Here is a 10,677-nt window from a genome sequence, read left to right on the forward strand (position 1 = left end):
GGCGGCGCCGCCGTGCACGACCACGCCGAGTCCGCCGCCGATGCCGACCAGCAGCATGGAGACCGCCAGCACGGAGGCTCGGTCACGACCACCGAGCAGCCGTACCGCGATCGGCTGGACGACGATGATCACGACCCCGTTCAGGGCGAGCACCGCCCCGTACGTTCCCGGCCCATGCCCGTCGCCGGCCATGACGAGCGGGAGCGTCGAGAACATCTGCAGGAACGTCGCGAAGTAGACGACGTGGATCGCCGCCATCGTGAGCATCACCGGATCGCGGAGCAGGACCGGGAGCACGGCCCGCCGGGTGGCCGTCACCGCGGGCGGGCGGGTCTCGGGGACGTGGCGCCACACGATCAGCGCCGCGAGGACCGAGGCCGCCGCGTTGATCCAGAACAGCAAGCCGTAGCCGTGCCGGGCCAGGACCCCGGCGGCCACCGTCGCGACCGTGAAGCCGAGGTTGGCGGCCCAGAAGAGCCACCCGAACGCCCGGACCCGCTCCCGCTCGGGCAGGTCCGCCACGACGGCCGATCCCACCGGACGGAACATCTCCGCGAACAACCCGACGCCGACTGCCGCCGCACAGATCGCCGGCAGCGTCCGCGCCGAGCCGAGCGCGACCAGCGCGACGGCCGTGCCCAGGAATCCCGCCAGCATGGTGCGCCGCCGGCCGATCCGGTCGCCCAGCCAGCCGCCCAGCAGCTGCGACCCGATGTCCCCGACGCCGACCGCCGCGATCACCGCCCCGGCGGTCGCCGGGGAGAGTTGCCGCTCCTGGGTCAGATAGAGCACCAGGAAGGTCCGCGCGACCCCGCCGGCCCGGCTCACGAAGTAGGTCGACGTGAGCGCCCAGGTTGTGCGGCTACCGGCTGTGCTACTTCCGGCCGCTGAGCCTCCGGCAAGGGCGGAGAACCCAGGCCCCTGCGGGGCCGTGCTGCTACCGGCCGCGGGCACTTCCGCCGCTGGTGCCAATGTGCCGTGGGTTGTCATGTCCCTGAAGCTAGATCCGTTATCGCATCGCGAAAAGCGATTGTTTCCGATCGACTCGATCGCTTTTGGCTATACTTCGGGGCATGCTCGATGTGGAACTGCGGCACCTGACAACGATGGTCACCATCGTCGAGGAGGGCACGTTCGGGCGGGCGGCCGCGCGGCTCGGCTACACGCAGTCGTCGATCAGTCAGCAGGTCGCCGCGCTGGAGAGGGCCGTCGGCGGCCCGGTGTTCGAGCGGCCGGGCGGTCCCCGGCCGGTCCGGATCACGCCGCTCGGCGCCGTGATCCTCGAGCAGGGACGTGACCTGCTGGCGCGGGCCGAGGCGCTGTCCGAGGCCGTCGAGCGGTTCAAGGCCGGCGACGGCCGGATCGACATCGGCACGTTCCAGAGCGTGTCCAATGTGATCCTGCCGTCGGTCGTGCGCCGGCTCCGCGACGAGCACCCCGGCTGCGAGATCCGGCTGTCCGAGGTGCCCGAGGATCCGCAGATCGGCGACCTGGACCTGCTGTTCTACGACAGGCCGATCGACGGGGGCGTCGAGCACCTCAAGCTGGTCGACGATCCCTACCTGCTGGTGGCCCGGCCGGGCGACCTCCCCGACGGCCCGGTCCGTCTGGGGCAGCTCGACGGCAGACCGATGGTGGGCTGCCATCCGACCTGCGACCAGCTCTGGATGGAGCGGGCACTGGCCGATGCCGGTGCGCGACCGCGGATCGTCTTCCGCTCGCCGGGCAACGAGACGATCCTCTCGATGGTGCGCGCCGGGCTGGGCTGGGCGGTGCTGCCGTGGCTCGCCCTCCAGGGTTCCGACGCGCGGTCCGACGACCGGCTGGCGGTTCACCAGTTGCAGCCGGCGCCGGCCCGCGGGATCTACCTCCACTGGCCGGCCGGATCCCGATCCCCGCTTGCGGTGCGGGCGATCGAGATCGCCACCGAGGTGGCGGCCGAGGTCGCGGCCGAGGTTCAGGCGGCCTGACCGGCCCGGGGCCGGCCCGTCAGAGGACTCTGATCGGCGCCGAGTCCGCCAGGCGGTAGCCGATGCCGTAGACCGTGGTGATCAGCTCGTGGTCGGCGAGCTTCGTGCGCAGGCGGCTGATGTGGACGTCCACCGTGCGGGCGCCGGTGTGGACGTGGCCCCAGACCCGGGCCAGGAGCTGCGCCCGGGTGAAGACCTGCCTGGGGTGCTCGGCGAAGAATAGGAGCAGGTCGTATTCGAGGCGGCTCAGGTCCAGCAGCCGGCCGTCGCGGAACGCCGCCCTCGGGGCCGGGTCCAGGCTGATCACGCCCGGCTCGCCCAGCGAGGCCTCGATCGGCGCGCGCAATGCGACGTCGGCGCCCGGGCCCACGGCCGAGACGAGCTCGCGCAGCGCGGCCAGCACCCGGTCGCGGCTCTCCGGCGCGCCGCCGTCGATGCTGATCGTCACGGTGACGGGCCCGGCCTGCGCCGGCGGATCCTCGGTGACGACGGTGGCGGTGGTCGGGACGGCATGAAGGCGGCGCCGGGGACGCTCGGTGGCGGGATCGGCCGGCACCCCGGCGGGGCCCGGGTTCTCCGCCCTTGCCGAAGGCTCAGCGGCCGGTAGCAGCACAGCCGCGGCCGGGTCGGTCAGGGCTACGGCGGGAGCGGTCATGGTTTCCTCCGGGTGGGATGGCTGGAGCCGGGCGGACCGCCGGATCTCGGCGGCCGCGAACGATACTTTTCCCATATGCGAGATATGCTTTGCGGCGCTACGGTGCGCCACCGGGAAAGATCGAAGATTGACCCGTCAGTGGGTCAGAGACAGCGCGGACACCGCGCGCTTGCGCACCGCAGGAGGTCGATGGCAAGGCGGGTGGTCAGTCGCTCACGCCGCTGCATGCACCCATCGTTGCCAAGCACCAACGGCCCGTCAAAGCCTGTCCATCATGTGGGAATGGTGTGACTTCCCGCACGAAGGCGCGCCGGCCTCCTGCGGGGCGACCTGCCACGGAGCTTGATCGAGGAGGTCATCTGACAGGTCCGGCCGCGGGAGTACGAACGGCTGGACATGCCGGCCGACCAGGTTGCTGACCACGTGTTCCCGCGGTAACGGGCGGACAGAAGCTCCGTCGCGCGTTACCTTGGAGTAAGCGAGACCGGGAAACCCGCCGCCACGGGTTCCCGGTCTTCGCATTTTCATCCCCTGGCGATCAATGCGAGGCGCACCCTGTTCGGCGCGCCGGTCTTGGTCATCAGGCTGGTGATGTGTGTCTTCACTGTGGTCACTCCGATGTGCAGGCGTTCCGCGATCTCCGTGTTCGACAGTCCTTCCGCGACAAGATCGAGCACGTCACGCTCCCGGTCGGTGAGTCCGGCCACGGGCCGCGGCGCCTCCGTCCGCGCCGAAACCGCCCGCGCCACCAGCCGCCGCAGCACCTCCTGGCTGAACGGGCTGTCCCCCGTCGCGGCCCGCCGGATGCCGTCCAGCAGCTCGTCCGGCGGGGCGTCCTTGAGCAGGAAGCCGATCGCGCCCGCGGTGAGCGCCGGGTAGAGGTGGTCGTCGTCGCCGAAGGTGGTCAGCACCAGCACCCGGGTGGCCGGCCGCTCGGCGAGGATCCGGCCGATCGCGGTGATCCCGTCGACACCGGGCATGCGCAGGTCCATCACCACGACATCGGGCGCCAGCCGCGCGGCCAGCGTCACCGCCTCGCGACCGTCGCCGGCCTCGCCGACCACCTCGAGGTCGGGCTGGGCGTCGCAGAGCATCCGCAGGCCGGCCCGGATCATCTGCTGGTCGTCGACCAGGAGCACGCGGATCATGAGGCACTGCGCAGCACGGTCGCCACCCGCCAGCCGTTGCCGTGCGGACCGGCCTCCAGATGACCGCCGAGCACCTCGACCCGCTCCCGCATCCCGGTCAGACCGTGGCCGCCCGACGAGACCGCGACGGCCGTGCCGCCCTCGTCGGAGACCTCCCAGGTCACCGCATCGTCCGACACCGCGACCCGGAGCCGGGCATGCGCCGAGGTGCCCGCGTGTTTGGCCACGTTGGTCAGGGCCTCCTGGGTCAGCCGCAGCACGGCCAGGCCGCGGACCGCGTCGAGCGACCCCACCGGCCCGGAGATGTCCGCGTCGACGACCAGCCCGGTGCGCCGGGCCGTCTCCACCGCGCCGTCCAGCGCCGCGGGGAGCGCGGAGGGCTCGATGGCGGTCAGCGCGGCGTCCGGCCGTACCCCCTGGGGGTCGCGCAACACCCCGACCAGCCGCCGCAGATCCGCCAGGGCCGTGCTGCCGGTGCCGTGCACATCGTCCAGGACCTCACGCGCCTGCGGCGACAGGTCCGGCAGGACCTGCCGCGCCACCCCGACCCGCAGCACGATCGAGGCCACGTGGTGGGCGACCACGTCGTGCAGCTCGCGGGCGATCGCGGCCCGCTCGTCGGCGCGCGCCGCCCGGCTCTCTGACTCGAGTCGGCGCTGCTGCTGGCTGCCCAGCTCACGGGTGGTCCGGATGACCATGCCGAGCAGCACCGGCAGCCCAATGGCGAAACCGAGGCCGAAGATCACGTTGGGTACGTCGATGTGCCCGTCGGCCACCGCGTCGACCACGTAGATCGCCGCCACCACGCCGCACGCCCACGCCAGCTGGGACAGCCGCGGCGCCCACAGGGCCAGCTCGAGCAGCATCCAGGCCGTGCCGACCTGATTGATCGTCGGATCGTCGAGGAAGCAGAACGCCGCGATCAGCAGCGCGCTCTGGACGAGAAGGCCAACCAGCGGCCGCCGGCACAGGAGCGGGGCCGCGACGAAGGCGAGCCCGGCCAGCAGCCACTGAGGGCCGCTCGGCAACTGACCCTCGCGGCCGAACAGCAGGTAGCCGAGCCCGCTCAGATCCAGCAGGAGCAGCCGTACCACGCTGTCCCGCGCGTCGAAGAGCCTGTTCACCCATCCCACGCCGTCACCTTAGGGCGGATCGGCGCCCACGGGAGCCGGTCATGCCGCCAGCGCCAGTTCACTCTGCCGCCGGCTGAGCACGGCGGTCGCGGCCGTCGCGGTCACGGCGATCAGGATGCCGGCCACCCCCAGGGTGAGCGCGTCCGGCCGGATCACCGACTGCCCCCGCAGCGCCTGCCAGGTCAGAATCAGGATCAGCCCGACGTATGCGAGACCGGCGACGCGCAGCAACCGGACCTTCGTGCGCTCGTCGAGCCGCCCGGCAAAGCGGCCCAGCAGCATCGCGAGGATCGGCAGCGCCTGCATCGCATGCAGCCCGACGAAATGCCCGATCCGCAGGTCGCCCGCGACCGTGCTCCACCCGACCACCGGCAGGCCCGGCCCGCCGTCCGGAGCGCCGATGGTGTGTGCGCCCGTGACGTCGTCGGACTGAACCTGCATCGTCATCGGGACGGCGACGAGCATCCCGGCGAGCGCGGCGCCGAGGCCCATCCGGATCCCGGTGGCCACCACCCGATTCGCGATCCGGGCGCGCAGCACCGCGACAGCGATGACGAACTGCCCGATGAACAACACCCCGCTCGCCGCGGCCATGGCGTCGTAGAGGGCCGCATTCAGCGGTGTGGACTCGTTGAAGTGGCTGGCCTGGCCTCGGATCACCTGACCGGCGATGACCGCGATCTCGACCAGCAGCCCGCCGACCAGGAAGACCGCGGACCACTCGGCGGCCCGGCTGCGCCTCGGCAGCAGCGAGAGCATCCAGGCCAGGGTGGCCGCGTAGAGCGTGAACGAGACCGAGAACTTGAACGGCTTGAGCCAGATCGGGGCGCCGAGCAGCACCCGGTCGTCGGTGAACGTGGCGACCGCCGTGACGACGGTCAGCACCGCCATGGCGGCCACCAGCGCCATGAGCGGGCGATTCCAGGTCTTCGTCATGCGTCTGAGCCTCGCGTCCCGGCGTACCCGAATCGCCCACCCACCGGTCCGCGCGCTCCTACCCCGGTAGGAGGCGATACTCATCCCATGAGCCCTGTCGATCTCCCTCTGTCCGCCGACGGGCGGCGCAGCAGCGCCGCGTTCGGGCGTGCGGTGGTGTCCGATGCGCTCCGGGCGGCGGACCCGGCTCTGGCGGACGCCGCATCCGCCACCGCGGACTGGCGGAAGGGCTACATCGCACATTTCCGGGCGCTGACCGCGCACGCGGATGCCGTTGCCGCCGCCGGACTGGCCTCGGTGCACGCCCGGATGGACCTGCCGGCGTTCGACGGCGGCGGTTCCCTTCAGGCGGAGTCGATCGCCGGCACCGGCACCCCCGAGCGGGAGCTGATCCTCCCCCATCGCGGTGAGCTGCTCAGCGGGGACCGGCTGCGACGCCGGCTCGACGCCTGGGTCGCCGCGGGCACGATCGAGCCGTCGTGCGCGTCGGCCGTGCTCCTGGTGATGGACAACCCGGACTGGCTGGACCTGTCCGACCAGCGTCTGGTCGTGCTGGGCGCGGGGGCCGAGATGGGTCCGTTGCCCGCCGTCCTGGCCTGGGGCGGCACGGTGATCGGCGTCGACCTGCCGCGGGCCGAGCTGTGGGAGCGGGTGACGGCGACGGCGGAGAAGAGCGCCGGCCGCCTGACGGCGCTGCGCGCCGACCTGCTCGAGCAGCTGCCCGAGGTGGCGGGGTGGCTGGCGCAGGTGGAGGGGCCGCTGGTGCTCGGCAACTACGTGTACGCGCCCGGCGTCACCCACCTCAAGCTGGCCATCGCCGTCGACGCCCTCGGTGAGCATCTGCGCGGCCTGCGGGGCGACGTGGCATTGGCCGGGCTGGCCACCCCGACCGACGTCTTCGAGGTGCCGTCCTCGGCCGTCGAGGAGAGCCGGGAACGGTGGCGTCAGCGCTCCCGCCGGGCCCGGGCCGGGTCCGTGGTGACCGGCCGGCGGATGCTGCGGCCCAACTACCCGGAGGGCGGGCCGCCGCTCAACGACAGCATGGTGGCGCAGCAAGGGCCGAACTACGCGCTCGCGAAACGCATCCAGCGGTGGCGGGCGGCGGTGGCCCGGCGCGACGGTGTCACGGTGAGCTACAACGTGGCGCCGCCGACGTGGACCCGATCGGTGACGAACAACCGGCTGCTCGCGGCGGCCTACGCGGGGGCGCATCTGTTCGACGTGGAGGTGTTCGAGCCGGCCACCGCCAACCGGCTGATGGCCGCGCTGCTGGTGCACGATCTACGCAATCCGCGGCCGGCGGCTGAGTCGGTCGCGGAGGACGAGGCGGCCGGGGCGGCGCACGGCGGGCTGTGGCGGGTCGCGTACCAGCCGCGAACCTGTCTGCCGCTGGCCGCCGCTGTCGGCCTGTTCAAGCGTTAGCCTCGCGGTATGGAGATCGGCGGGCTGTTGCTCGCGGCCGGCGCGGGTCGCCGCTACGGCATGCCCAAGGCGCTCGTCGAGCGGGACGGGCGGCGACTCGTGCAGCTGGGCGCCGCGACCCTGGCCGAGGCCGGGTGCGGGCCGGTCCTCGTCGTGATCGGCGCGGCCGCCGACCGGGTCCGCGCCGCCGCGCCGCTGCTCACCTATGTGGACAATCGGGGCTGGGACTCGGGCATGGGTTCGTCGCTGCGGGCCGGGCTGGAAGCGTTCGAGGAGACCACAGCGGACGCCGTCGTCGTGCTGCTGGTCGACATGCCGGGCGTCACGGCCGCGGCCGTCGAGCGGGTCGCCCGGCACGGTGCCCCGGACGCCCTGGTGATGGGCGGCTACGGCGACCGGCGCGGCCACCCGGTGCTGCTCGGCCGCGACCACTGGGCCGGGGTCGCCGCCGCGGCCACCGGCGACAAAGGGGCGAGAGACTACCTGCGCGCCCATCCCGACCTGGTGCGCGTCGAGCAGGTGGGCGACGTCGCCGACGACTTCGACCTGGATGTGCCCCATGCGTGACGTCTTCGACGATCTGCTCCGCTGGTGGGCGGCGGACATGCCGGTCGGCATGGCCACCGTCGTCGCGACCTGGTCGAGCGCTCCACGGCAGCCGGGCGCCGCGATGGTGGTCGGCCCGGACGGCGTGGTCGCCGGGAGCGTCTCCGGCGGGTGCGTGGAGGCTGCGGTCTACGAGATGTGCCGGGAGGTGGTGGAGACCGGCGAGGCCACCACCGTCCGGTACGGCGTGACCGACGACGACGCGTACGAGGTGGGTCTGCCGTGCGGCGGGACGATCGAGCTGCTGATCGAGCGCGTCGACAAGCAGACGTTCCCCGAGCTGCCGGCCCTGGTCGACGCCGTCCGAGCCGGCGAGCCGGTCGCCCTGGTGACCGGTGTCGAGGGACCGGCCGGGCGGCACGTCGTGCTGACCCCCGACGGCCGGAGCGGCACGCTGGGCGGCGACCGGCTCGACGACGCGGCCGGCGACGACGGGCGCGGGCTGCTCGCCGCCGGGCGGAGCGGGCTGCTGCACTACGGGCCGGAGGGTCAGCGCCGCGGCACCGGCGCGACCGTGCTGGTGCACGCGTTCGCGCCACCCGCCCGGATGCTGGTCTTCGGCGCCACCGACCACGCCGCCGCAGTGGCCGGGATCGGGTCGTTCCTCGGCTACCGGGTGACGGTCTGCGACGCGCGGCCGGTGTTCGCCACCGCCGCCCGGTTCCCCGGCGCGGATGAGGTGGTGGTCGACTGGCCGCACCGGTATCTGGCGGCGGAGGCCGAGATGCAGCGGGTGGACGAGCGGACCGTCGTCTGCGTGCTGACCCACGATCCGAAGTTCGACGTGCCGGTGCTCGAGGTCGCGCTGCGGCTGCCGCTCGGCTATGTGGGCGCGATGGGCTCTCGGCGTACGCACGACGACCGGCTCAAGCGGCTGCGGGAGGCGGGCCTGACCGGGGCGGAGCTCGCGCGGCTGACCTCGCCGATCGGCCTCGACCTCGGCGCGCGCACGCCGGAGGAGACAGCGGTCAGCGTGGCCGCCGAGATCGTCGCCCTGCGCTGGGGCGGCTCCGGCCGCCGGTTGACCGACACGAACGGTCCCATCCACCAGGATCAGCGAGATTAAGTAGCACGATGCGTGCAAGACAGTTGCTGCGCGCCCAGGGGTCGGCCGAGTAGGGTCCGATCATGGTCACCCCCGTGTCGCTGGGCGCCTGGCCGACTCCGCTCGAGCGTGCGCCGCGGCTTGCCGCCGCGCTCGGCCTGCGCGAGTTGTGGATCAAGCGAGACGATCTCGTCGGCTTGGGCGGCGGCGGCAACAAGGTGCGCAAGCTGCAGTACACGTGCGCCGAGGCGCTGGAGGCCGGCGCGCACACGCTGATCACCACCGGCGCCCCGCAGAGCAACCACGCCCGGCTCACGGCGGCCGCCGCGGCCCGGCTCGGTCTGCGCTGCGTGCTGGTGCTGGCCGGGCACGAGCCGCCGGAGTGGCGCGGCAACCTGGTGCTCGACTCGCTGGCCGGCGCCGAGGTGGTGTGGGCCGGCGACGAGTCGCCGACCGAGCTGGCCGAGCTGGAGGCCAAGCGGCACGAGGGCGGGCACGTCATCCCGTTCGGCGGCACCACACCGAGCGCGGTGCAGGCCTATGTGGACTGCGCGCGGGAGCTGACGGCGCAGGAGGCCGACTTCGACCGGGTGGTGGTCGCGGTCGGCTCCGGCGGGACGATGGCCGGGCTGGTGTGCGAGCTCGGGCCCGAGCGCGTGTACGGCATCGACGTGGGCGCGGTGGCCGACCCGCACGCCGCAGTGGCCGCGTTGCTGCCGACGCCGCCGGCGACGCTGCTGATCGATCAGGGGCAGGTGGGGCGCGGCTACGCGGCGTTCACCGAGCCGGTTCGCGATGCGTTGAAGCTGGCCGCGCGTACCGAAGGGATCTTTCTCGATCCCACCTACACCGGGCGGGCGATGGCCGGGCTGATCGCGAGCTGCGCGGCCAACGGCCTGTCCCGCGCCGGCCGGGTCGTCTTCCTGCACACCGGCGGCCTGCCCGGCCTTTTCGGGCACCCTGATCTCTAGGCCGGCGCGCCGGCTGCGGAGCGAGATCAGCGCCTGACGCCCACCGCGCCGTAGGCCTCGATCTCCTCCGGCTCCGCCTCGTCGGCGCGCCAGCGGCTGATCGGCACCATCCCCGGCTCGATCAGGGTCAGCCCCTCGAAACAACTCTCCAGCTCGGCCGGGCTGCGCAGGATGTAGGGCACGCCGCCGCTGTCCGCCAGCTTCTGCGCACCCTCGACGACCGCCGGCGTGGTGTCCGTGCCGTCCCACAGCACCAGGTGACTGCCGGGCACCGCGCGGCTCATCGTCCGGCGCACGATCGAGCGCACCTCGCCCAGGTCGGGCTCGTAGCCCAGCACGCCCATGAACATCACCGCGACCGGCTGGTCGAAGTCGATCGCCCGCGCCGCCTGCTCGAGGATCGTCTCCGGGTCGTGGTAGTCGGCGGGCACGTAGGTGGTGATCCCCTGGTCGGTGGTCTTGTCGAGCAGGGCGCGCGCGTGCACGAGCACCATCGGGTCGTTGTCGACGTAGACGATCCGTGACTCCGGGGCGACGCTCTGGGCGACCTCGTGCGTGTTCTGCATCGTCGGCAGCCCGGTGCCGACGTCGAGGAACTGCCGGATGCCGGCCTCCGCGGCCAGGTAGCGCACGGCCCGGATCAGGAACTTCCGCGACAGACGCGCCATCGCGACGATCTCGGGATAGACCTGGGCGACGGCGTCGCCGGCGGCCCGGACGGCGGCGAAGTTGTACTTGCCGCCCATCCAGTAGTTCCAGATCCGGGCGGCATGCGGCACACCGGGCTGCAG

The 10,677-nt window shown here is 72.9% G+C and carries 11 protein-coding genes; 5 read left to right on the forward strand and 6 right to left on the reverse strand.

Annotated elements, in window-relative coordinates:
* Positions 1-828 (reverse strand): MFS transporter (locus AB0M20_RS11280; RefSeq protein WP_364296913.1); only part of this gene is annotated, 828 nt, incomplete at its 3' end.
* 245 nt (positions 829-1,073) lie between these two features.
* Here AB0M20_RS11280 and AB0M20_RS11285 point away from each other — a divergent pair.
* The gene (locus AB0M20_RS11285; protein WP_364296915.1) at positions 1,074-1,970 is read left to right on the forward strand and encodes a LysR family transcriptional regulator; all 897 of its coding nucleotides are present in this window, start codon (positions 1,074-1,076) and stop codon (positions 1,968-1,970) included.
* Between the two features lie 19 nt (positions 1,971-1,989).
* Here the strand turns inward: AB0M20_RS11285 and AB0M20_RS11290 are convergent, their stop codons facing one another.
* From AB0M20_RS11290 to AB0M20_RS11305, 4 genes are all read right to left on the reverse strand, one after another.
* The gene (locus AB0M20_RS11290) at positions 1,990-2,625 is read right to left on the reverse strand and encodes a winged helix-turn-helix domain-containing protein (protein WP_364296917.1); all 636 of its coding nucleotides are present in this window, start codon (positions 2,623-2,625) and stop codon (positions 1,990-1,992) included.
* Between the two features lie 524 nt (positions 2,626-3,149).
* Positions 3,150-3,773 (reverse strand): response regulator transcription factor, encoded by a 624-nt coding sequence (locus AB0M20_RS11295; protein ID WP_364296919.1) that lies wholly within the window; start codon positions 3,771-3,773, stop codon positions 3,150-3,152.
* Positions 3,770-4,906 carry a histidine kinase gene (locus tag AB0M20_RS11300; protein ID WP_364296921.1) on the reverse strand — a complete coding sequence of 379 codons (1,137 nt, stop codon included), beginning with the start codon at positions 4,904-4,906 and terminating at the stop codon, positions 3,770-3,772. The genes AB0M20_RS11295 and AB0M20_RS11300 overlap by 4 nt, the downstream gene beginning before the upstream one ends.
* Before the next feature lie 39 nt (positions 4,907-4,945).
* Positions 4,946-5,842, reverse strand: coding sequence for a hypothetical protein (locus AB0M20_RS11305; RefSeq protein WP_364296923.1), 897 nt, complete (start codon positions 5,840-5,842; stop codon positions 4,946-4,948).
* An 87-nt stretch (positions 5,843-5,929) separates the two neighbouring features.
* On the opposite strand from AB0M20_RS11305, the gene AB0M20_RS11310 reads away from it, so the two are divergent.
* The 4 genes from AB0M20_RS11310 to AB0M20_RS11325 all read left to right on the forward strand — a co-directional run bounded on the left by AB0M20_RS11310 (position 5,930) and on the right by AB0M20_RS11325 (position 9,886).
* Positions 5,930-7,264: a hypothetical protein gene (locus AB0M20_RS11310; protein WP_364296925.1), complete on the forward strand. Its 1,335-nt coding sequence runs from the start codon at positions 5,930-5,932 to the stop codon at positions 7,262-7,264.
* 9 nt (positions 7,265-7,273) lie between these two features.
* The gene (locus tag AB0M20_RS11315) at positions 7,274-7,831 is read left to right on the forward strand and encodes a nucleotidyltransferase family protein (RefSeq protein WP_364296927.1); all 558 of its coding nucleotides are present in this window, start codon (positions 7,274-7,276) and stop codon (positions 7,829-7,831) included.
* Entirely contained in the window at positions 7,824-8,936 is a 1,113-nt protein-coding gene (locus tag AB0M20_RS11320; protein WP_364296929.1) for an XdhC family protein, read from the forward strand. The genes AB0M20_RS11315 and AB0M20_RS11320 overlap by 8 nt, the downstream gene beginning before the upstream one ends.
* Before the next feature lie 62 nt (positions 8,937-8,998).
* Positions 8,999-9,886 carry a pyridoxal-phosphate dependent enzyme gene (locus AB0M20_RS11325; RefSeq protein ID WP_364296931.1) on the forward strand — a complete coding sequence of 296 codons (888 nt, stop codon included), beginning with the start codon at positions 8,999-9,001 and terminating at the stop codon, positions 9,884-9,886.
* 26 nt (positions 9,887-9,912) lie between these two features.
* Here the strand turns inward: AB0M20_RS11325 and AB0M20_RS11330 are convergent.
* A partial coding sequence (locus tag AB0M20_RS11330) for an SAM-dependent methyltransferase (protein WP_364296933.1) occupies positions 9,913-10,677 on the reverse strand: 765 nt, incomplete at its 5' end.

The sequence above is a fragment of the Actinoplanes sp. NPDC051633 genome (assembly GCF_040681735.1).
In the GTDB taxonomy this organism is placed as follows: Bacteria; Actinomycetota; Actinomycetes; order Mycobacteriales; family Micromonosporaceae; genus Actinoplanes.

Excerpts from the sequence above, each read along its gene's own strand:
- AB0M20_RS11285 (WP_364296915.1), top strand. The coding sequence starts at position 1,074 with ATGCTCGATGTGGAACTGCGGCACCTGACAACGATGGTCACCATCGTC.
- AB0M20_RS11290 (WP_364296917.1), bottom strand. The coding sequence starts at position 2,625 with ATGACCGCTCCCGCCGTAGCCCTGACCGACCCGGCCGCGGCTGTGCTG.
- AB0M20_RS11295 (WP_364296919.1), bottom strand. The coding sequence starts at position 3,773 with ATGATCCGCGTGCTCCTGGTCGACGACCAGCAGATGATCCGGGCCGGC.
- AB0M20_RS11305 (WP_364296923.1), bottom strand. The coding sequence starts at position 5,842 with ATGACGAAGACCTGGAATCGCCCGCTCATGGCGCTGGTGGCCGCCATG.
- AB0M20_RS11310 (WP_364296925.1), top strand. The coding sequence starts at position 5,930 with ATGAGCCCTGTCGATCTCCCTCTGTCCGCCGACGGGCGGCGCAGCAGC.
- AB0M20_RS11315 (WP_364296927.1), top strand. The coding sequence starts at position 7,274 with ATGGAGATCGGCGGGCTGTTGCTCGCGGCCGGCGCGGGTCGCCGCTAC.
- AB0M20_RS11320 (WP_364296929.1), top strand. The coding sequence starts at position 7,824 with ATGCGTGACGTCTTCGACGATCTGCTCCGCTGGTGGGCGGCGGACATG.
- AB0M20_RS11325 (WP_364296931.1), top strand. The coding sequence starts at position 8,999 with ATGGTCACCCCCGTGTCGCTGGGCGCCTGGCCGACTCCGCTCGAGCGT.